The organism is Rhizobium jaguaris (assembly GCF_003627755.1).
Lineage (GTDB): Bacteria > Pseudomonadota > Alphaproteobacteria > Rhizobiales > Rhizobiaceae > Rhizobium > Rhizobium jaguaris.
Genome location: NZ_CP032694.1, coordinates 2,023,258 through 2,043,284 on the forward strand (window position 1 = coordinate 2,023,258; position 20,027 = coordinate 2,043,284).

General features: G+C 59.1%; 20 protein-coding genes and 1 tRNA gene. 13 read left to right on the forward strand and 8 right to left on the reverse strand.

Annotation, left to right across the window (positions count from 1 at the left end; genetic code table 11):
• Positions 1 to 197 precede the first annotated feature (197 nt).
• From CCGE525_RS09955 to hflX, 5 genes are all read left to right on the forward strand, one after another.
• A complete protein-coding gene (locus tag CCGE525_RS09955) occupies positions 198 to 2,471 on the forward strand; it encodes a sensor histidine kinase NtrY-like (RefSeq protein ID WP_120704113.1) in 2,274 nt (757 codons plus the stop codon).
• Positions 2,461 to 3,825 (forward strand): nitrogen assimilation response regulator NtrX, encoded by a 1,365-nt coding sequence (gene ntrX / locus CCGE525_RS09960; protein WP_107107966.1) that lies wholly within the window; start codon positions 2,461 to 2,463, stop codon positions 3,823 to 3,825. Before CCGE525_RS09955 ends, ntrX begins: the two co-directional genes overlap by 11 nt.
• Positions 3,826 to 3,898: 73 nt before the next feature.
• Positions 3,899 to 4,762, forward strand: a complete 864-nt coding sequence (locus CCGE525_RS09965) for a D-amino-acid transaminase (protein WP_120704114.1) — start codon at positions 3,899 to 3,901, stop codon at positions 4,760 to 4,762.
• A gap of 108 nt (positions 4,763 to 4,870) precedes the next feature.
• Positions 4,871 to 5,113 (forward strand): RNA chaperone Hfq, encoded by a 243-nt coding sequence (gene hfq / locus CCGE525_RS09970; RefSeq protein WP_007693481.1) that lies wholly within the window; start codon positions 4,871 to 4,873, stop codon positions 5,111 to 5,113.
• Between the two features lie 60 nt (positions 5,114 to 5,173).
• Positions 5,174 to 6,526, forward strand: coding sequence for a GTPase HflX (gene hflX, locus CCGE525_RS09975; protein WP_162950245.1), 1,353 nt, complete (start codon positions 5,174 to 5,176; stop codon positions 6,524 to 6,526).
• 14 nt (positions 6,527 to 6,540) lie between these two features.
• Here the strand turns inward: hflX and mazG are convergent, their stop codons facing one another.
• A complete protein-coding gene (mazG, locus tag CCGE525_RS09980; RefSeq protein ID WP_120704116.1) occupies positions 6,541 to 7,377 on the reverse strand; it encodes a nucleoside triphosphate pyrophosphohydrolase in 837 nt (278 codons plus the stop codon).
• Between the two features lie 26 nt (positions 7,378 to 7,403).
• Positions 7,404 to 7,991: a deaminase gene (locus CCGE525_RS09985; RefSeq protein ID WP_120704117.1), complete on the reverse strand. Its 588-nt coding sequence runs from the start codon at positions 7,989 to 7,991 to the stop codon at positions 7,404 to 7,406.
• Between the two features lie 289 nt (positions 7,992 to 8,280).
• Between CCGE525_RS09985 and cysG the strand changes: the two genes are divergently transcribed.
• The 5 genes from cysG (at position 8,281) to CCGE525_RS10010 (ending at position 13,296) form a co-directional block, all read left to right on the forward strand.
• Positions 8,281 to 9,723 carry a siroheme synthase CysG gene (gene cysG, locus CCGE525_RS09990; protein WP_205587445.1) on the forward strand — a complete coding sequence of 481 codons (1,443 nt, stop codon included), beginning with the start codon at positions 8,281 to 8,283 and terminating at the stop codon, positions 9,721 to 9,723.
• Positions 9,724 to 9,726: 3 nt separating this feature from the next.
• Positions 9,727 to 10,041: a DUF2849 domain-containing protein gene (locus CCGE525_RS09995; RefSeq protein ID WP_120704119.1), complete on the forward strand. Its 315-nt coding sequence runs from the start codon at positions 9,727 to 9,729 to the stop codon at positions 10,039 to 10,041.
• A gap of 7 nt (positions 10,042 to 10,048) precedes the next feature.
• On the forward strand, positions 10,049 to 11,728 hold the full coding sequence (locus CCGE525_RS10000) for a nitrite/sulfite reductase (protein ID WP_120704120.1): 1,680 nt from the start codon (positions 10,049 to 10,051) through the stop codon (positions 11,726 to 11,728).
• Positions 11,729 to 11,738: 10 nt separating this feature from the next.
• Positions 11,739 to 12,251 (forward strand): DUF934 domain-containing protein, encoded by a 513-nt coding sequence (locus CCGE525_RS10005; protein WP_120704121.1) that lies wholly within the window; start codon positions 11,739 to 11,741, stop codon positions 12,249 to 12,251.
• A gap of 232 nt (positions 12,252 to 12,483) precedes the next feature.
• Positions 12,484 to 13,296: a ferredoxin--NADP reductase gene (locus CCGE525_RS10010; protein ID WP_120704122.1), complete on the forward strand. Its 813-nt coding sequence runs from the start codon at positions 12,484 to 12,486 to the stop codon at positions 13,294 to 13,296.
• A gap of 155 nt (positions 13,297 to 13,451) precedes the next feature.
• Here the strand turns inward: CCGE525_RS10010 and CCGE525_RS10015 are convergent, their stop codons facing one another.
• The 4 genes from CCGE525_RS10015 to CCGE525_RS38260 form a co-directional block, all read right to left on the reverse strand.
• Positions 13,452 to 14,066 (reverse strand): GntR family transcriptional regulator, encoded by a 615-nt coding sequence (locus CCGE525_RS10015; RefSeq protein ID WP_120704123.1) that lies wholly within the window; start codon positions 14,064 to 14,066, stop codon positions 13,452 to 13,454.
• Between the two features lie 284 nt (positions 14,067 to 14,350).
• The gene (locus CCGE525_RS10020) at positions 14,351 to 14,557 is read right to left on the reverse strand and encodes a hypothetical protein (RefSeq protein ID WP_120704124.1); all 207 of its coding nucleotides are present in this window, start codon (positions 14,555 to 14,557) and stop codon (positions 14,351 to 14,353) included.
• Positions 14,558 to 14,718: 161 nt separating this feature from the next.
• Positions 14,719 to 14,976, reverse strand: a complete 258-nt coding sequence (locus tag CCGE525_RS10025; RefSeq protein ID WP_120704125.1) for a GlsB/YeaQ/YmgE family stress response membrane protein — start codon at positions 14,974 to 14,976, stop codon at positions 14,719 to 14,721.
• A gap of 133 nt (positions 14,977 to 15,109) precedes the next feature.
• Complete coding sequence (locus CCGE525_RS38260) at positions 15,110 to 15,400, reverse strand: hypothetical protein (protein ID WP_162950147.1); 291 nt, start codon at positions 15,398 to 15,400, stop codon at positions 15,110 to 15,112.
• 381 nt (positions 15,401 to 15,781) lie between these two features.
• On the opposite strand from CCGE525_RS38260, the gene CCGE525_RS10035 reads away from it, so the two are divergent.
• A tRNA-Lys gene (locus CCGE525_RS10035) sits at positions 15,782 to 15,857 on the forward strand.
• A gap of 54 nt (positions 15,858 to 15,911) precedes the next feature.
• On the opposite strand, the gene CCGE525_RS10040 is transcribed toward CCGE525_RS10035, so the two are convergent.
• A complete protein-coding gene (locus CCGE525_RS10040; RefSeq protein ID WP_120704127.1) occupies positions 15,912 to 16,145 on the reverse strand; it encodes a helix-turn-helix domain-containing protein in 234 nt (77 codons plus the stop codon).
• 878 nt (positions 16,146 to 17,023) lie between these two features.
• On the opposite strand from CCGE525_RS10040, the gene CCGE525_RS10050 reads away from it, so the two are divergent.
• Together CCGE525_RS10050 and CCGE525_RS10055 are read left to right on the forward strand one after the other, a co-directional pair.
• The gene (locus tag CCGE525_RS10050; protein ID WP_120704129.1) at positions 17,024 to 17,776 is read left to right on the forward strand and encodes a cytochrome c biogenesis CcdA family protein; all 753 of its coding nucleotides are present in this window, start codon (positions 17,024 to 17,026) and stop codon (positions 17,774 to 17,776) included.
• A gap of 45 nt (positions 17,777 to 17,821) precedes the next feature.
• Positions 17,822 to 18,784, forward strand: coding sequence for an AEC family transporter (locus CCGE525_RS10055; protein ID WP_120704130.1), 963 nt, complete (start codon positions 17,822 to 17,824; stop codon positions 18,782 to 18,784).
• Here CCGE525_RS10055 and CCGE525_RS10060 read toward each other — a convergent pair.
• The gene (locus CCGE525_RS10060; RefSeq protein ID WP_120704131.1) at positions 18,761 to 19,963 is read right to left on the reverse strand and encodes a UbiH/UbiF family hydroxylase; all 1,203 of its coding nucleotides are present in this window, start codon (positions 19,961 to 19,963) and stop codon (positions 18,761 to 18,763) included. The two genes, CCGE525_RS10055 and CCGE525_RS10060, sit on opposite strands and share 24 nt — an antisense overlap.
• Positions 19,964 to 20,027: the final 64 nt, after the last annotated feature.

Here is a 20,027-nt window from a genome sequence, read left to right on the forward strand (position 1 = left end):
CGAGTGCGCTTATGCGCAAGGGGAAATTGTTCAAAAACTTCAGATCGTTGCTTAAATGATTTGAAACCTGGGTTTCGCGTCGACGCAAAACCGGATGACAGTTCCAGCCTTTGCCGATCGCTCGTATTGCCGTCAAAACAGTGCTGATGCAATTTGGCCAAGGCGTCAACCGTCGCCTGTGCCCGGAGATATTGGGAATGAAGCAGGACGCGGTGTCGCCGGCAGCGAGCGACGAGGCGGTCGTCAAAGTGACGGATCGCCGAGCATCCTTTGCCCTTCCTGGCCTGATCCTGGCCGGCGGCGCACTGTTGTGCGCCATTGCCACGCTGCTGGTACTGCTGGGGCTGACGCCGATTGCCCCTACATCATCTGTCGTCTTCACCTCGGTCGTGATCAACGGCCTGTTCGTTCTGGGGCTGATTGCCCTGATCGCGCGTGAAGTTGCGCGCCTTTTGAAAGCGCGCAGCCGTGGCCGCGCTGCGGCGCGCCTGCACATACGCATCGTCGTTCTCTTTTCCATCGTCGCGATCACGCCCGCAATCCTCGTGGCGATCGTTGCCAGCTTGACGCTGAATGTCGGCCTTGATCGCTGGTTTGCGCTGCGCACGCAGCAGATCATCAGCTCCTCGCAGAATGTGGCGCAGGCCTATCTGATGGAGAACGCCAGCTATCTGCAGGGCCAGACCGTTTCCATGGCGAACGACCTGGAGCGCAATCGTACGCTCTACAGTCTCGACCGCACCGGTTTCGCCGATCTGATGACCCGGCAAGCCAAGGGCCGCGGTTTGCTTGGCGCTTTCCTGGTGCGCCGTGACGGCACCGCGATTGTTCAGGCCGACATCAAGACCGAGCGCCCGCTGCCGGCAATACCGAAGGATGCGCTCGAAGCCTCCGCCGACGGCCAGCCGACCCTCATCCCGCCTGGAGTGACCAACCTCGTCGGCGCCATCATCAAACTGGACGAAATTCCCGGCTCCTTCCTCTACACGGTCCGCGCCGTCGACCCGCGTGTCATGAACGCCATGCGCATGGTCGAAGACAACACGGCTGAATACAAGGCGATGGAAGAGGGGCGCATGTCCCTTCAGATTGCCTTTGCCGTCCTCTACATCGGCTTTGCGCTGATCGTGCTTCTCGCAGCAATCTGGACCGCAATCGCGGTTGCCGATCGCATCGTTCGGCCAATCCGGCTTTTGATCAGCGCCGCTGACAATGTCGCGTCCGGCAACATGAATGTACTGGTGCCGGTGCGTGCCGCTGATGGAGACGTTGGCAGCCTGTCGCGAACCTTCAACAAGATGATCTCGGAGATTCGCACGCAGCGTGACGAGATCCTCGAAGCCAAGGATGAGGTGGACGATCGCCGCCGCTTCATCGAGGCAGTGCTCTCCGGCGTTACCGCAGCCGTGATCGGCGTCGAACATGACCGGCGCATCACCATCGCCAATACATCCGCCGAAGAGCTGCTGACCCTGAAGAGCGATGAGCTGGTGGGAAAGAACCTGGCTGAGATCGCACCCGAGGTCGATCAGGTCGTTACCGAGGCCACGACGCGGCATCGCAGCGATTTCCGCAAGCAGATCAGCCTGGTGCGTGGCGGCACGGTGCGGACGCTAAGCGTTCAGGTGACGCGGGAAGAATCGCGCGACTCGAACGAATCCTACGTCATCACGCTCGACGACATTACCGATCTGGTCATCGCTCAGCGCTCGACCGCGTGGGCCGACGTCGCCCGCCGCATTGCGCATGAGATCAAGAACCCGCTGACGCCGATCCAGCTTTCGGCCGAACGTATTCGCCGTCGCTTCGGCAAGAATATCGCCGAAGCCGATCGCCCGGTCTTCGATCAATGCACCGACACGATCATCCGCCAAGTCGGCGATATCGGCCGCATGGTCGATGAATTCTCGTCCTTCGCCCGCATGCCGAAACCGACAATGGAACCAAGCGACTTGCGCGATATCCTGCGTGACGCGGTGTTCCTGCGCGAAATGGGCAACAACCATGTCAAATTCGAGCGCGAACTCGGCGATGAACGGCTGGAGGGCATGTTTGACACGCGCATGCTCGGCCAGGCCTTCGGCAATCTCATCAAGAATGCTGTTGAGGCGATCGAGGGTGTGCCGAGCGGCGAGACCCGTGAGGAGCCCAAAGTCCTCGTACGCTCGTTCCTCGATGCCGAACGCGACCGCTTTACCGTCGATGTCATCGACAACGGCCGCGGCCTGCCGGTCGAGAACCGGCACAGCATTCTCGAACCCTACATGACGATGCGCGAGAAGGGCACCGGCCTCGGGCTCGCCATCGTCAAGAAGATCATTGAAGACCATGGCGGGCAGCTCGAGCTGCATGATGCTCCCGCCGATTTCGACCAGGGCAGGGGCGCCATGATCCGCGTGCATTTGCCGCGCCGTGAGCAGGCCGCCGTCGCCCAGCCAGCAAGTGATAAGGAAAGTGTATATGGCATCTGATATTCTCGTGGTGGATGATGAGGAAGACATTCGCGAAATCGTTTCGGGAATTCTTTCGGATGAGGGGCATGAGACTCGCACCGCGTTTGACAGCGACAGCGCTCTGGCAGCGATCTCCGATCGAGCGCCGCGGCTGATCTTCCTGGATATTTGGATGCAGGGCAGCAAGCTCGACGGTCTGTCGCTGCTGGATGAGATCAAGACGCGCCATCCGGAACTGCCGGTGGTGATGATCTCCGGTCACGGCAATATCGAAACCGCCGTCTCGGCTATTAAGCGTGGCGCCTTCGATTTCATCGAGAAACCGTTCAAGGCCGATCGGTTGATCCTGATCGCTGAGCGCGCGTTGGAAAATTCCAAGCTGAAGCGCGAGGTTTCGGAGCTTAAGCGCCGCACGGGCGATGCCGTCGAATTGATCGGCACGTCGGTTGCCGTCTCGCAGCTTCGCCAGACCATCGACAAGGTCTCCCCCACCAATAGTCGCGTGATGATCTTTGGCCCGTCAGGTTCCGGCAAGGAGCTCGTGGCCCGTATGATCCACAAGAAGTCGACACGGGCCAATGGTCCTTTCGTCGCGCTGAATGCCGCGACGATTACGCCCGAACGCATGGAAATTGCCCTCTTCGGCACCGAGGGTTCGCCCGGTCAGCCGCGCAAGATCGGCGCGCTGGAAGAGGCGCATCGCGGCATCCTCTATCTCGACGAGGTCGGCGAGATGCCGCGCGAGACGCAGAACAAGATCCTGCGCGTGCTGGTCGATCAGCAGTTCGAACGTGTTGGCGGCTCGAAGCGGGTGAAGGTCGACGTGCGTATCATATCGTCCACGGCCTACAATCTCGAAAGCCGGATTGCCGAAAGCCTGTTCCGCGAAGATCTCTACCACCGTCTTGCCGTGGTGCCTGTGCGCGTGCCGGCGTTGGCCGAACGACGCGAGGATATTCCTTTCCTCGTCGACCAACTGATGCGGCAGATTTCCGAGCAGGCCGGCATCCGCTCGCGCCGGATCGGCGACGACGCCATGGCGGTGCTGCAGGCGCATGATTGGCCGGGCAATATCCGCCAGCTGCGCAACAATATCGAACGTCTGATGATCCTGGCGCGCACTGATGGCCCGGAGACGCCGATCACGGCGGAGATGCTGCCGACCGACCTCGGCGACATGCTGCCGAAGGTCTCCGCCAAGAACGACTATCACATCATGACACTACCGCTGCGCGAAGCCCGCGAAATGTTTGAGCGGGACTATCTGATCGCGCAGATCAACCGTTTCGGCGGCAATATTTCCCGCACGGCCGAGTTCGTCGGCATGGAGCGCTCGGCGCTGCATCGCAAGCTGAAGTCGCTCGGCGTCTGAAGTCGTTTGCGTGGCAGTTTCGATCTGCCACGCAACTCTCTCATATTTTTATAAATTCTGATCAGGGTCCGCCATGCCGAGAATAGCTTATGTCAATGGTCGTTACGTCAAGCACAGCGACGCCATGGTTCATATCGAGGATCGCGGCTATCAATTTGCCGACGGCGTCTATGAAGTCTGCGAAGTCCGTCACGGCTTGATCGTTGATCTCACCCGCCATCTCGACCGGCTCAACCGCTCGCTCGGAGAATTGCGCATAGCCTGGCCGATGAGTCGCGCCGCGCTGATCCAAGTGATTCGCGAAACCGTGCGCCGCAATCACGTCCGCAATGGCCTGTTCTATCTGCAGGTCACCCGCGGCGTCGCCCGCCGTGATCATGTCTTCCCGGCCGACGGCACGCCATCCTCGATCGTTGTCACTGCCAAGAGCACCGATCAGTCCGCCATCGTCAAGAAAAATGCCAATGGCATCAAGGCAATTACCGTGCGCGACAATCGCTGGGATCGGGTCGACATCAAGTCGGTCGGGCTTTTGTCGAACGCGTTGGCTCGTCAGCAGGCCAAGGAAGCCGGCGCACAAGAAGCAATCTATATCGACCATAACGGCATGGTGAAGGAGGGTGCTGCGACCAACGTCTGGATTGTCGATCCCGATGGCAACCTGGTCACTCGTCCCGCCGAGCATGGCATTCTGCGCGGCATCACGCGCACGACGCTGATGGATGTGGCCGCGATACTCGAGCTTCCTATCGTCGAGCGCTTCTTCTCCGTCGAAGAGATGATGGCGGCGCGCGAAGTGTTCATCACGGCAGCCACAAGCATTTGTTTTCCCGTGGTTGCTATCGATGGCGAGACCATCGCCAACGGTCATCCTGGAAGCGTTTCGCAGAAAATTCGCGAAGCCTTTTTCGACGTTGCGGAAAAGACTGCGATTTGATACCAACATGCGCTGGGGAGGAGAGAATGAGGATATCTCCTATCCGGGGTCTCAGTATATCTTGATATTTCACCGGCTTAGGCTGGCAAAAAAGAAAGAAGCGGCGCGATGGCGGAACGTTCTCAGAATTTGCAGGACCTATTTCTCAATACAGTTCGCAAACAAAAGATTTCACTCACAATCTTTTTGATCAATGGCGTAAAGCTTACGGGCGTTGTTACGTCCTTCGACAATTTCTGCGTCCTGCTGCGCCGCGATGGCCATTCGCAGCTCGTCTACAAGCATGCGATCTCGACGATCATGCCTGGCCAGCCGATGCAGATGTTCGAGAGCGAAGAAGTCGCATCCTAACTAGGATTTGCCGCTATCACGACACGCGATACGAAAAATGATTCCATCATCCCGGAAGCGATAAAGCATCGGGATGACACGCATGCCGTTGTTGTTGTCCCCGTTCTGAAGCAGGCGCGCGCGGCGCGTTCCGCGCAGGCTGATGGTGCGATAACAACCTCACGTTCCCCCGAGAGCCGGCTCGAAGAAGCCAAGGGTCTCGCACTGGCGATTGACCTTGATGTCGTCAACGGCTCGATCGTGCCGATCAGCGATCCGCGTCCGGCAACGCTTCTCGGCACCGGCAAGATCGAAGAGATCCGCGCACTGCTTGATGAATTCAATGCCGGCCTGGTGATCGTCGATCATCCGCTTACGCCGGTACAGCAGCGCAATCTCGAAAAGGAATGGAACGCCAAGGTCATCGACCGCACGGGCCTCATCCTCGAAATCTTCGGCCGTCGCGCCTCCACCAAGGAAGGCACGCTACAGGTCGAACTTGCGCATCTGAACTATCAGAAGGGCCGATTGGTCCGAAGCTGGACCCACCTTGAGCGCCAGCGCGGCGGTGCGGGCTTCATGGGCGGCCCCGGCGAAACTCAGATCGAAGCCGACCGGCGCTTGCTGCAGGAGCGGATCATCCGGCTTGAGCGCGAGCTGGAGCAGGTGGTGCGCACCCGTCAGCTTCATCGCGCCAAGCGCAGGAAGGTGCCGCATCCGATCGTGGCGCTGGTAGGCTATACCAATGCCGGCAAGTCGACGCTGTTCAACCGGATCACTGGCGCCGGCGTTTTGGCCGAGGACATGCTATTCGCGACGCTCGATCCGACGCTGCGGCGCATGAAGTTGCCGCATGGCCGCACCGTGATCCTGTCCGATACCGTTGGCTTCATCTCCGACCTGCCGACCCATCTCGTGGCCGCTTTCCGCGCCACGCTGGAAGAGGTCTTGGAAGCCGACCTGATCCTGCACGTCCGCGATCTTTCGGATGACGACAATCAGGCGCAGAGCGCCGATGTCATGCGAATCCTCGGCGATCTCGGCATCGGCGAGGCGGAAGGAGCGGAACGCATCCTCGAAGTCTGGAACAAGATCGACAGACTGGAACCGGAGACGCACGACGCCATTGTCCAAAAGGCGTCGACCACCGAAAACGTTATCGCGGTCTCGGCAAAAAGCGGTGAGGGCGTCGATCGCCTGATGAACGAAATCAGCCGCCGGCTCTCCGGTGTTCTGACCGAGACGACGATCACGCTGCCCGTCGACAAGCTGGCGTTGCTGCCCTGGCTCTACAATCACGCCATCGTCGATGGTCGCGAAGACAATGAGGACGGCACGGTCACGCTAGACGTACGCCTGACCGAGACGGAAGCGGCGGAGCTGGAGCGGCGCATGGGCCATGGCCCAAAGCCGCAACGCGAGGACTGGGAATAGCGTCCCGCTGCGTTCTATTCAGCGAGTTGACGCTCAATCGCCTTGGCCGCCTGCCAGATATCTTCCATCCGCTCCAGTGAGGCACCGTCCAGCGTCTCGCCTTCGGCAGCTAGTGTCGTTTCGATGTGATTGAAACGACGGCGGAATTTCGTGTTTGTGCCGCGCAACGCCTGCTCGGGATCCGCTTTCACATGCCGCCCGATATTGACGACTGCGAAGATCAGGTCACCCAGCTCGTCACTGACTTTGGCCTTGTCGCCGCTCGCAAGCGCCACCCGCAATTCGTCGATCTCTTCCTCGATCTTGTCGAGGATCGGTTCGGGCGCTGACCAGTCGAAGCCGACTTTACCGGCGCGTTCCTGCAATTTCAGCGCCTCGGTCAGGGCGGGGAATGTGCGCTGCACCGAACCGAGGAAACCGGTTTTGAAATCCTCGGAAATACCCCGCCTTGCCCGGCGCTCGGCGCGCTCGCGCTTCTCTTCTGCCTTGATCTGTTCCCATTGCAGCTTCACTGCATCGGGGGTATCTGCGGCGGAGACGGCGAAGACATGCGGGTGCCTGCGGATCATCTTGCGGGTAATGGCTTCCACCACGTCGCCGAAGGAGAATTCGCCCGCTTCCTCGGCCATACGGGCGTGGAAAACGACCTGTAGCAGAAGATCGCCAAGCTCCTCGCAGAGGTCGTCCATGTCCTTGCGTTCGATCGCGTCCGAAACCTCATAGGCCTCCTCGATCGTGTAGGGCTTGATGGTCTCGAAGGTCTGGACGATGTCCCAGGGGCAACCGGTCTCGGGATTGCGCAGCGCCGCCATGATTTCGATCAGGCGGGATATGTCTCGCGATGCTTCCATCGGGGCCTCTATCAATCTTGTCTTGGTCAGTTCAGTGGAATGTCGTTTTCGCTCTTGGACGCCTGATAGCTGTCGGAGAGCCCGGCATAGGCGGCCTTGATGCGCGCCGTCTGTTCCCGAAGTGTCGTTTTCAGTGGATCCGCCTCGGTTTCGATGAGATCGGCGACCGCAAAACTGTTCCAGAAAGCATTCTGCCGGCGATAGCCGCCCGGTTCCAGTCCGAATACCTCTTTCAGGATTTTCAGGTCATGCGGAATTGCAAAGGCGTCGCGGGAATCCTCGTGACTGAAGAAATAGTAGAAATTATCGAAACCAGCCCAGGTGATGGCTGACATGCACATGGTGCAGGGCTCATGGGTCGAGAGGAAAATCAGATCCTTGGTCGCCGGCTTTTCGTCGAGTTCATAAAAGCGCTTTAGCGCATGGACCTCGCCATGCCAGAGCGGATTTTCCAGCTCGTTGTTTGTTTCGGCGATGACCAGCGACAGGTCTGATTTGCGCAGGATCGCTGCGCCGAATACCTTGTTTCCAGCGGCCACCCCTCTTTGTGTCAGTGGCAGGACATCGAGTTCCATGACATCGAGGAGGCGAGCGGCGATGGTGTTGGCAGACAAACGGTAGACTCCGGGGCGTTTTCGTTTACTTTAACGGCATTGTCGGCGCGGCGGAATGCGCAAATGACGTATGGACTCCATTTGCCACAGGGAATAGGACTGTCTTTGATGGCAAGAAGTCTCAAAAGTCTATGGATTTCCTGTATTTATGTTATTCTGAGTGTCTGGTGAGTTTTGCTCAAATCGGAGAGATGTCGAGCAAAAGAATACGGACTCGCCGGGGCATTAGAATTTCTGTTTCTTCATTCTCTTGGCCGCTAGGGTGATATTCGGGCAATCTCGAAGTGGAATGATAATGCCTCCCAAGACTGACAAGCTTTCGGTGTTTCCCGCCTTCTTTCGTATGGAGGGACGGACGGCGGCTGTTTTCGGCAATGGTGATGAAGCCTTCGCCAAGACGCGGCTGCTGATGAACACGCAGGCGAAGATCGTCGCCTACACGCAAACGCCGGAAGCCGACTATCATTCCTTCCTGATCGCCAACCGCATCGAAACCGTGCGCGCTGCCTTTTCGCCGGATCAGGTCAAGGGCGCTGCTCTGGTATTCGCCGCCACCGGCGATGCCGAAGCCGACCGCGCCATTGTCGATGCTGCTCGCGCCGAAAGAATTCCGGCGAACGCTGTCGATCAGCCGGACTATTGCGATTTCTACACTCCGGCGCTCGTCAACCGCGCCCCCGTTGCTGTTGCCATCGGTACCGAGGGCGCAGGCCCTGTGCTGGCGCAGATGATCCGGGCGCAGATCGACCAGCTGCTGTCGCCCTCGCTCGGCAAACTCGCGGAGCTGGCGACGAGCTATCGCAAATCCGTCGATCGCCTCGTTCCGCGCGGCGTCGCTCGCCGCGTCTTCTGGCGTCGCTTCTTTTCCGGCCCCGTCGCCGACGCCGTCAGTGCAGGTCATTTGCCCCAGGCCGAACGCGCCGCCGACAGCTTGCTGCACTCGATGCACAAGGTTGAAGGCCATGTGTGGCTGGTGGGCGCCGGTCCGGGCGCGGAGGATCTGCTGACGTTGCGCGCTCAGCGCGTGATGATGGAAGCCGATGTCGTCGTCTATGACGCGCTCGTGCCGCAGGCGATCGTCGACATGGGCCGCCGCGATGCCGAGCGTCTTTCTGTCGGCAAACGCAAGGGCTGCCACACCAAATCGCAGGAAGAGATCAACGATCTGCTGGTGCAGCTTGGCCAAGACGGTAAACGCGTCGTGCGGTTGAAGTCTGGCGATCCGCTGGTTTATGGCAGGGCAGGCGAAGAGATGGCTGCCCTGCGTGCCGCCGGCGTGACCTATGAGATCGTTCCGGGCATCACGTCCGCCTTTGCCGCGGCTGCCGATTTCGAGCTTCCGTTGACGCTGCGCGGCGTCGCCTCATCGCTGGTCTTCACCACCGGTCACGACCTGACCGGCGACGTCCTGCCGGACTGGGCGAGCCTCGCCTTATCCGGCGCGACCATTGCCGTCTACATGGGCCGCACGGTCGCCGCTTCCGTTGCCGGCCGCTTGATGAACGCCGGGCTTCCTGCCGAGACGACCGTCGCCGTCATCGAGAACGCCAGCCGCCGCGATCGCCGCCTGATGCACGGCACATTGAAGGATCTGCCTGACCTGGAGCATCGCGATGAGCTGAACGGCCCGGTCATGGTCATCATCGGCGATGCGGTCGCCGGCGCCAATTTCGAACAGTCCGAGCCGCTGGTCCGTCAGGAGACCGCCGCTCAAGAATTTGCAAGGAGCTGACCGATGGTCGACAAGGTTCTGACCGCCAACCGGCTGACCGATGGCATTGCCGTCTGGTTGAATGCCAATGGTGAGTGGGTGCCCTCGCTGCAGGAGGCGCTTGTCGCTCGTCATGCGGAGGCGGAAGCTGCGCTCGAGGCGATCGGTAAGCAGGCCTACGCCGACAACAAGGTTGTCGATGTCGCCTTGATCGAAGTTCAGGCAACCGGCGGCAAGCTCTGGCCGCTGCGCCTGCGCGAGCGCATCCGTGCCGAAGGTCCCACCATGGAATACGCGCCGGGCTACGCCGCGGCCGATCCGGAATTCATTGCAGTCTGAGGAAATCATGTATCGCTACGACGAATTTGACCACGCCTTTGTCGCGGAACGGGTTGCACAGTTCCGCGATCAGGTGCAGCGGCGCCTTTCGGGAGAACTCTCGGAAGATGCGTTCAAGCCGCTGCGTCTGATGAATGGCGTCTATCTGCAGCTCCATGCCTACATGCTGCGTATCGCTATTCCCTATGGCACGCTAAGCTCACGCCAGGTGCGCATGCTTGCGCATATCGCCCGTACCTATGACCGTGGTTATGGCCATTTCACCACCCGCCAGAACCTGCAGTTCAACTGGCCGAAGCTGTCCGATATACCCGATGTGCTTGCCCAGCTTGCCTCCGTTGAGATGCACGCCATTCAGACGTCAGGCAATTGCATTCGCAACGTCACGGCCGACCATTTTGCCGGTGCCGCCGCCGACGAAGTCGCCGACCCGCGTCCCTATGCGGAAATCCTGCGCCAGTGGTCTTCCGTCCATCCGGAATTCTCCTTCCTGCCGCGCAAGTTCAAGATCGCCGTCACCGGCGCCGAACGTGACCGTGCCGCCATCCAGGTGCACGACATCGGCCTGCATCTGAAGAAAAACGATAAGGGCGAGATCGGCTTCGCCGTCTATGTCGGCGGCGGGCAGGGCCGCACGCCGATGGTCGCCAAGCTGATCCGCGACTTCCTGCCGGAAGAAGACCTGCTCTCCTACACAACCGCCATCGTGCGCGTGTACAATCTGCACGGCCGTCGCGACAACAAATACAAGGCCCGCATCAAGATCCTCGTGCACGAAACCGGCGCCGAGGAACTGGCTCGTCAGGTCGAGGTCGAGTTTGCGAAACTGAAGGACACGGAACTGAAGCTTCCTGAGGCCGACGTTCAGGCGATCGCGACCTATTTCGCGCCGCCGGCTTTGCCAGAGCGCGCCGAAGGCTGGGAAAACCTTGCTCGATGGAAGAAGGCCGATCCCGATTTTGCCCGCTGGGTGCAGCAGAACGTGCAGCCGCACAAGAACCCCGATTACGGCATGGTGACGATCTCGCTGAAGCCGATCGGCGGCATTCCGGGCGATGCTTCGGATGCGCAGATGGACGTGGTCGCCGATATCGCCGAAGAATATGCTTTCGACGAAATCCGCGTCAGCCATGAGCAGAACCTGATCCTGCCGCATGTGGCGCTCGCCGATCTCGAAGCCGTCTATCGCGGCCTGGTCGCTGCCGGCCTGGAGACCGCCAATGCCGGCCTGATCACCGACATTATCGCCTGCCCAGGGCTCGATTATTGCGCTCTCGCCAATGCTCGTTCGATCCCTGTTGCGCAGGAAATCTCCAAGCGCTTTGGGTCGGCCGAGCGTCAGGCCGAGATCGGTGAGCTGAAGATCAAGATTTCGGGCTGCATCAATGCCTGCGGCCATCACCATGTCGGCCATATCGGTTTGCTGGGCGTCGAGAAGAAGGGTGCCGAGCTCTATCAGATCACGCTTGGCGGCTCCGGCGATGAGCATACTTCGATCGGTGAGATCATCGGCCGCGGCTTCGAGCCGGACAAGGTGACCGATGCGATCGAGACGATCGTAGACACCTATCTCGGCTTGCGCCTGGAACACTCCGAAACCTTCCTCGCCGCCTATCGTCGCGTCGGACCGCAGCCCTTCAAGGACGCGCTTTATGGCTCGTCCTCGAATGCGGCCGAAGCGGCATAAGGAGATGATCATGACGAAGATTTGGCGGGAAACAGGTTTTGTCGCAAACGATCCCTGGGTCATCGAGACCGATGATGTCAAGGCGACCGAAGAGCAGAAGCCGCTGCTCGGCCTCGACGCATTGATCGCCAGGGCTGAGGAAAGCAACGATGTCGGCCTGGGCGTTTTGATCAAGCCGGCCGACGATGTGACGAGGCTGGAGCCCTATCTCTATCGCTTGGAGATCGTCGCCGTCGCGTTCCCGGCTTTCAACGATGGCCGTGCCTTCAGCCACGCTTCACTGCTCCGTCAGCGTCTAGGCTACACCAATGAGCTGCGCGCCGTGGGCGATGTGCTGATCGATCAGATTCCGTTGATGCTGCGCGTCGGCATTGACAGTTTCGCGGTCACCAACGAAACGGCGCTCAAGCGGCTTTCGGAAAATCGCCTGCCGGGCATTCCGCACCACTATCAGCCGGCCGTCAGGCACGCGGAAGGCGGCCAGGCCTTTAGCTGGCGGCGGTTATCGGCTAAATCGGCTTGACCATCGCGAAGGTGGCAACTCGCGGCAATTTGACAAGGTCGATTGCCATGTTCTTGCCGATCACCATATGTATTCTGGTGTCGGTTAAATCTTGACCGGAATACGCATATTTCAGTCCCGCATCGCGAGATGGAATAGAATGCCTTTAAATGCGGGCTATATTATAATATCAGCCTCGCAACGAGCAGACCGCAAGAACGACATAGACGACGAATACGGGATCCGATACCGAATGAACGCCCCCGCCAAGACCGAAGAATTTGTTTCCGCAGTGCCCGCCGGCGTTTTCGCCGAGAAGGTGCTGAGCGTGACTCATTATACCGACCGGCTCTTTCGTTTCACGATGACCCGGCCGCAGGGCTTCCGTTTCCGCTCGGGTGAATTTGCGATGATCGGGCTTATGGTCGACGGCAAGCCGCTTTACCGCGCCTATTCGATCGCGAGCCCCGCCTGGGCGGATGAGCTCGAATTCTTCTCAATCAAGGTGCCCGACGGTCCGCTGACGTCGCATCTGCAGAATATCAAGCCGGGCGACGAGGTACTGATGCGCAAGAAGCCGACCGGTACGTTGGTGCTCGACGCACTGACGCCGGGCAAGCGGCTGTATATGTTCTCGACGGGTACGGGCATTGCGCCTTTCGCCAGCCTAATCCGCGATCCCGAGACCTATGAAAAGTTCGAGGAAGTAATCCTCACCCACACCACCCGCGATGTGGCGGAGCTGAAATACGGCTTCGATCTCGTCGAAGAAATACGCAACGATGAAATGTTGAGCGAAATCGTCGGCGACAAGCTGCGCCACTATGCGACCGTCACCCGCGAAGAGTTTCCTTTCAAGGGCCGGATCACCGATCTTATCGAAAACGGCAAACTCTTCGCCGATCTCGGCGTTCCCGCGTTGGATCCTGCGATCGACCGCGGCATGATCTGCGGCTCCTCGGCCATGCTGAAGGACACCAAGGACCTGCTTGAAAAGGCGGGCCTCAATGAAGGCGCCAATAGCAAGCCGGCCGAATTCGTGATCGAACGTGCTTTCGTCGGCTAAAGCAATCCAGGAAAAGTGCGAAGCCGTTTTCCGTCCCGGATTGCGAAAAACAAAAGATGGAGCGGTTCAGCGTTTTCGTGAAAAGCGGAGCCGCTCTGAGAGTTTTTCAAATATCGGAATAGGGAAGGGCGGTCTCAGCACCGAGGCCGCCCTTTTCATTTGTCGCTGAGATAATCAATCAGTGTCGCCATCGCTTTGCGGGCGTCTTCGGCACTGCCCTGATGGATCGCCCTGATGACCCGCACGTGCAGAGCGATCGACCGGTCCATGCCGTCGGGCGTTGCGGTCGAATACCAGAGCCGCCGCGAATGGGTCTGCACCGGTCCGAGTGCGGCCGTGATGAAGCCATTCGGGCAGGCCTCCTCGAGGATTTCATCGAATGTCTTGTCGGCGGCGAAGAAGCCCGAAAGATCGCCTGTGGCGGCGCAATCGGTCATCAACCTGGCACAGTCGAGTAGTTGCTCCCGTTGTTCCCGGGTGGCATGGCTGGCGACCAGCGATGCTGCCATCGGCTCGAGTTCGCGTCTGACCTGCATGACGTGTATATGGTCTCCCGGTCGAATTTCCGCGATCTGCAACCCGACGCGGGGCCGCACATGGATCAGCCCCTGCCATGCCAGCTTCTGGATTGCCTCGCGCACCGGCGTGCGTCCGTGGCCTGCCAATTCGATCAGTTGCTTCTCCGTTACCAGCGCACCGGGTTTCAGCGCCAGCGTAACGATCCGATGCTCAAGGGCGAGATAGGCGAGATGGCTTTGCGAATCCTGCATTCCCGGCTGATTCCGATCAGTACTGATATATCACATACTGGCACGTCGTTTTCGCGATGGCAAGCTGTCGTGATATATCAGGTCAGCGTGGAGCGACCGGGGCTGAGTTGATGCAGGCCAGCCGTCTGGCGAACGGCACCATCTGCCGCTGTCGGTGAAGCCTGCCTCAGGCTCGTTGCCGTCATCAGGAACACGCCGGCGAGCCGTCGGGAACTGCCGAAGTTCTGATCTTGGTACAGCGGGGGGCGCGGCGAGAGTTCGATTCAAATCGCCGCAATATCGGATCAAATGCCGATTGCGGAGGAAAGGCTTGGCGGTTTCCGCTTGGCAGCCATCAGCAAATCCAGCTCCGTCGAAGACGGGCCGAATTTGTCGTACAGCCGCTTGGCCTCTTTGTCGTCGAGGTGATATTTCCGCGCAAATTCAGCGATGCTATACGGGCGACCGCGTATCACCTTCCGGCCCGGCATCTGATTGGCGCTTTCCGTCATGCTTCCAACCTCCTCTTGCGTCCTATCAACGAAGCTAGGGCCGCAGGCGAGGTTGAAAAGGTCGCGACGTCACACAAACGTAATAAAAAGGGAAGACGAACTGTCTCGTCTTCCCTTTGAATGGCCCTGCTCTAAAGGGTTTCTTGCCGTGCGGCGCGCGTCTATCGTCTGATCAATCGGCCGACGAAAATCAGGATGCAGGCACCGATAAAGCCGGTGATCAAATAGTTGATCCACGCGTTGAACGGCAATGCGATGTGCAGGATTCCCAGGAGCCAGCTAGCTACAATTGCCCCGACAATGCCGAGGATGATGTTCATGATGAGGCCCATGTTGCTTTCCATGAGCTTCTCGGCGAGCCAGCCAGCAAGGCCGCCGATGATGATTGCTGCGATCCAACCGACGTGTGCGTCTTCCATAGAGAACCTCCTGAGGGAATCGGCGGGTTGTTAACAAATGTCGATATACACCAAAAGCGATTCGGCCCGCAAACAAATGGGCGTGGCTCGCGATCGGGCTACTCGTTGCAATCGTGATTATTGAGGGAAAATGTTACGGTTGTTCCGGCACACCAAGGCAAGCTCTGAGATCGGCAAGCTGTTTTCCCAGCTCCTCGGTGATTTCATCGGTCGTGTCTATGAAGCGGTTGTTTTCGACGGCGTGCACCCGGATACGGCCTTGTTTCAGACAACGCAAATGAAAACGCAGAAATTGTTCCTGTGCTTTGCACCATTTGTAAAGCTCGGGTTTCTGCTTCATGGCGTCCCCCAGTGCCGGACCAAACCTGATACCGAACAGATGACCTGAGAATGCAGCAACAAGCTTCGACAACGTCGTATACATTCAAATCATCGTATTAAAACTGTGGTAACATTCTAAAGTAACGCTCGCCGAGTCATTCATTTGAATGAGAAAGGCGTAGTTGGCACGCAAAAATTGCGCGGCAAGCTCCCAAAAAGGCAAGGATAAACCAAAGCTAGTCTCAGAATTGCGGAATTGCTCAGTGCTTTATCATCAAAACGACCGATCACCGCATCTTGTGACAAAAGCCCCAGCTGTCCGCTGATCTTCGCGGTTCAGCCGGCGAGAAGGACAGGTTTCACCACCTCGACATGGGGAAAAGCATTTTGCATCGCTGCAACGACGATTTTGGGTTGACCGCGATAGGGTGTCTGCATATGTTCCGCGCACTTCCAGCCGGGGTGCAAATCACCCGCGGACGGGGAGAGCGTAGCTCAGCTGGTAGAGCAACTGACTTTTAATCAGTAGGTCATGGGTTCGAATCCCATCGCTCTCACCAAAACTTCGCAAAAATCAGCTATTTGCGATGGGACGAACGGTTTCTGCGCCGCCGCTACCCGGCGGACGCTCGTTCCACATAGCGCATGATTCGGGTCACGGTAGAGCGACTGACGCCTGCCTCGCGGGCGATGCAATCCATCGACTTTCCTTCGGCCTTCAGTCGCAACACGTTTTCGGATTTGTGCCTCATCGCATCGGCCGACGAATCATGTGCCGGAATCATGCCAAGGGAGTTGCCATTTTCGCCCCTCAAGGCTTCGAAATGCTCTGTATCGACAGGCGCCATAACACGCTCCTCGCAGTCATTGGACGATTAGAAACAATGGTGCCCATGTTGAAGCAGGTAAATTCGGATATTAGCGGTATGTGAAGAAGGCCCTAATTGGTGAGCCGCTTCCGCCATCCGTATACGCCGCTATACGGCCCATAGCTCAGAACGAACGCGAGAGGCCGTCGGCAGTTCCCTGCGACCGGCTTCTCGCTTCGGGCATCGAGATACGTGTTTTTGAAATGTCGCTATTGAGCATGGGGCGCATGAGTTATATTCGGTCTGTCTCGCAGCGAGTTTGCGCGGCGTGGTTATATGCAATTGGGGATTGCGGATAGCGTAGGCGACCGACATTGGGGGTAGGGTCGAACGAGTTCTTTAAAGGAATTACCCGATGATGGGACGACATCGATTGAATTGGTTGGCAGTGACGATTTTCGCGGAGCTTGCCACAGCCACCCAGGCAGCCCCTCCTGCCAGCAAGCCCGATACCAGCAATCCCGCCTCCAGCTTCCAATACAGGCGTGCGGACCTCGGCAGCGGATACGCGACCGTCAATATATTGAAGATGCCGGACCGGTCGTCATATTTCATCACCTGTAACTGCGACGATCGCACCCTTCAGGACATGGTCTGCCCGACCCGGGCATATGCCTGCACGTGCGTGCCGAGCGCTTATTTGGTGTGCCAGTAATAGAGCTGGGAAAGCCAGCATTCGCCGACCGATTTTTTAAGAAACGACAGAACCCGCTTCGGCGGGTTTCTTTTGTGCCTCAACGATTTTCTGTTCGCTGACCAACGTCACGGCGTCGCCCGCGCCACCCGCGAAAAGGTGATTGGCCTTCCGGCTGCCATGACGCTAGTAAGACGATGGAATGACATAGCCGGAGTCTATCGTGTCGCTTGCAGATATCTCGCTTCTGAGCGCCTTGTTCGCCGGAGCGCTTTCGTTTCTTTCGCCCTGCGTATTGCCGCTGGTGCCGCCTTATCTCTGCTATATGGCCGGCATTTCCGTCGAGCAATTCCGCGGCGGCGGAGCGGCTGTGGCAGTGGGGCCAAGCGTTCGCGGCAATGTCTTGTTTTCGGCGCTGTTCTTCACGCTCGGCTTTGCGACCGTCTTCATTGCCCTGGGTGCTGGAGCGTCCTCGATCGGCATCCTGCTGCGTCAGCATCTCGATATCCTTGCCAAAATCGGCGGCCTGATCATCGTCATTATGGGCCTGAATTTCCTCGGCGTTTTCCGGCTTGGCTTTCTCGCGCGCGAGGCTCGTTTTCAAGGTGGTGGCAAGCCGGCAACGCTGACGGGCGCCTATATCATGGGCCTTGCCTTCGCCTTCGGCTGGACACCCTGCATCGGTCCTGTGCTCGGCGCGATCCTCGGCGTTGCGGCTTCGCGCGAGACAATCGGCGCGGGCGCCGGGCTGCTTGCCATCTATTCGCTCGGCCTTGCCATCCCCTTCTGGATTGCCGCTGGCTTTTCCGGTGCCTTCATGAGCTTTCTCGTCCGTTTCCGCCGCCATCTCGGTACTGTCGAGAAGGTCATGGGCGGGCTGCTCGTATTGACCGGCTTGGCGTTCATATTCGGCTATGTCAGCGACATGGCGATCTGGTTCCAGCAGACCTTTCCAATTCTGATGCAAATCGGTTAAGCCCCTCCCGCCTTCATTTCCAATCACCCAAAATGGATATTCCCGATGGCTGACATTGTCGGTCTGTTGCTGCCGTTCTTCGGCCTGATCGTGATCGGTTACATCGCCGCGCGCATCACGAAACAGCCGACCGAGGCGCTCGGCTGGCTCAATACCTTCATCATCTATGCCGCGCTGCCGGCCTTGTTCTTCAAGCTCGTCTCGCAAACGCCGATCGAGCAGTTGACGCGTGCCGATTTCGTCGTCACCGACATTGCCGCGACCTACCTGATCTTCCTGCTGCTGTTCCTGATCGGATGTTTCCTGCGCCGCAATTCGCTGGCCGACAGCACGATCCAGGCCTTTGCTGGTGCTTACGGCAATATCGGCTATATGGGTCCCGGTCTGGCGCTGCTGGCGCTCGGCGAGAAGGCCGCCGTTCCCGTCGCCCTGATCATCTGCTTTGAAAATGCGCTGCATTTCATCGTCGCGCCGGGGCTGATGGCAATCGAGGGCGGTGATAAACGTTCGCCCTGGCGACTTGCTGGCGACATTGCGAGAAAGGTGCTGCTGCACCCCTTCATTTTGTCGACCGCCCTCGGCTTTGCCGCCGCCGCCCTTTCGATCCACCAACCGGTCGCCTTCCAGCGTTTCGTCGACTATCTCGCCCAGGCTGCCGCACCCTGCGCGTTGTTCGCCATGGGCGTGACATTGGCGCTGCGGCCGCTGAAACGTATCCCGACCGAGATCGGTTATATCGTGCCGGTCAAGCTCATACTGCATCCGCTGGTGGTTTATATCGTGCTGCAGGCCGTCGGCGGGTTCGACGCGATCTGGATCGAATCGGCGGTGCTGCTCGCAGCCTTGCCAACGGCGACGAATGTATTCGTCATCGGCCAGCAATATGGTGTCTGGCAGGAGCGGGCCTCCGCCACGATCCTGATCACCACCGCCTGTTCAGTGGTGACGGTGTCGCTAGTGCTTTACCTGATCAAATCCGGTGCCTTACCTGCGCAGCTTTTCTCTTAGCATAGAGGGAAAGCCGCGCAGGCTGCCGCCCGGCTCGATGCCTTCGCGCATAACCAAGTTGCGCAGCGGGGGAATGGCCGAAAGGACGTGCAGCCCCGCAGCCCGAAGCATCTGGACAGGCAGGAAATCCGTAAGCAGCGAGCGGTTCAACAGGTCGACGCTCGCCGTGCGGCTGATGATATCGAGCCGGCGGCGGCGGTCGAAACTGTCGCCTGCAGATGCCGAAATCGGCTGGCCGGTGGGGCTTGCCAGAATTTCGACGAGCGTCAGGATATCGCGCAGGCTGAGGTTCAACCCCTGAGCGCCGATCGGCGGAAAGACGTGGGCGGCTTCGCCGATCAGCGCGACGCGCCCCTTGCCGAAGCTGTAGGCCGTCATGCCGGAGAGCGGCCAGACCTGTACGCTGTCTTCGACGGTGATTTTGCCGAGCATCGACTGCATCCGATCCTCGATCACGCGGCCGAGGTCTTCCAGCGATTTCTCGGCATTGACCGCGGCGTCCGCCGGCTTCTGCACCCAAACGAGGCTCGAGCGATTGCCAGGCAGGGGGACCTGGGTGAAAGGCCCGCTTTCGGTGTGGAACTCGGTCGAAATGTCCTGATGCGGCAGTGAATGCGCGAAGTTCAGCACCATGGCCGATTGCGGATAGGACCAGCGCTTCACCTTGATCCCGACGGTTTCCCGCACCATCGAATTGCGTCCGTCCGCGCCGACGACGAAAGCCGCTTCGACCGTCTCGCCATCCTCCAGCGTAATGGCAACGCCATCGTCGCGCACGGCGATCCCTGCCGCGCTGGTCTCGATAAGCTCGATGTTGCCTTCCGCCTTTACGGCTTCGCTGAGGGCATTGAGCAGCGACTCGTTCGGGATATTGTAGCCGAAGGCGTCGAGGCCGATCTCCGAAGCACGAAAGGCGACGGTCGGCGCACGCAGTAGCCGCGTCGTGCCGTCGATGATCTGCATCGTGGTCAACGCTGCGGTGGAAGGCGCAATCTTGTCCCACAGCGCCAGCCGCTCCAGGAAGCGAATCGATTGGTCCATCAGTGCCGTCGTCCGCCGGTCGGCTTTGTGATGCGCCGCCGCCACGAGGGCAACAGCCCGCCCACCGCGCGCCAATGCGATCGCCGCGATCATACCTGCCAGACCGCCGCCGATAACAGCTATTTCAACCTGCTTCATATTGATGCCTCATTGTCTTTAGCTCTGAAAATAAACGCTTAGCCTGTTGAAATCCATGGGATGA

Coding starts and splice junctions, on each gene's coding strand:
- hfq (WP_007693481.1), top strand. CDS start 4,871: ATGGCGGAACGTTCTCAGAATTTGCAGGACCTATTTCTCAATACAGTT.
- CCGE525_RS10020 (WP_120704124.1), bottom strand. CDS start 14,557: ATGACGGAAAGCGCCAATCAGATGCCGGGCCGGAAGGTGATACGCGGT.
- CCGE525_RS10015 (WP_120704123.1), bottom strand. CDS start 14,066: ATGCAGGATTCGCAAAGCCATCTCGCCTATCTCGCCCTTGAGCATCGG.
- CCGE525_RS10060 (WP_120704131.1), bottom strand. CDS start 19,963: ATGAAGCAGGTTGAAATAGCTGTTATCGGCGGCGGTCTGGCAGGTATG.
- CCGE525_RS10055 (WP_120704130.1), top strand. CDS start 17,822: ATGGCTGACATTGTCGGTCTGTTGCTGCCGTTCTTCGGCCTGATCGTG.
- CCGE525_RS10005 (WP_120704121.1), top strand. CDS start 11,739: ATGACGAAGATTTGGCGGGAAACAGGTTTTGTCGCAAACGATCCCTGG.
- CCGE525_RS38260 (WP_162950147.1), bottom strand. CDS start 15,400: ATGTATACGACGTTGTCGAAGCTTGTTGCTGCATTCTCAGGTCATCTG.
- ntrX (WP_107107966.1), top strand. CDS start 2,461: ATGGCATCTGATATTCTCGTGGTGGATGATGAGGAAGACATTCGCGAA.
- CCGE525_RS10025 (WP_120704125.1), bottom strand. CDS start 14,976: ATGGAAGACGCACACGTCGGTTGGATCGCAGCAATCATCATCGGCGGC.
- CCGE525_RS09965 (WP_120704114.1), top strand. CDS start 3,899: ATGCCGAGAATAGCTTATGTCAATGGTCGTTACGTCAAGCACAGCGAC.
- CCGE525_RS10000 (WP_120704120.1), top strand. CDS start 10,049: ATGTATCGCTACGACGAATTTGACCACGCCTTTGTCGCGGAACGGGTT.
- CCGE525_RS10040 (WP_120704127.1), bottom strand. CDS start 16,145: ATGGCGCCTGTCGATACAGAGCATTTCGAAGCCTTGAGGGGCGAAAAT.
- cysG (WP_205587445.1), top strand. CDS start 8,281: ATGATAATGCCTCCCAAGACTGACAAGCTTTCGGTGTTTCCCGCCTTC.
- CCGE525_RS09955 (WP_120704113.1), top strand. CDS start 198: ATGAAGCAGGACGCGGTGTCGCCGGCAGCGAGCGACGAGGCGGTCGTC.
- mazG (WP_120704116.1), bottom strand. CDS start 7,377: ATGGAAGCATCGCGAGACATATCCCGCCTGATCGAAATCATGGCGGCG.
- CCGE525_RS09995 (WP_120704119.1), top strand. CDS start 9,727: ATGGTCGACAAGGTTCTGACCGCCAACCGGCTGACCGATGGCATTGCC.
- CCGE525_RS10010 (WP_120704122.1), top strand. CDS start 12,484: ATGAACGCCCCCGCCAAGACCGAAGAATTTGTTTCCGCAGTGCCCGCC.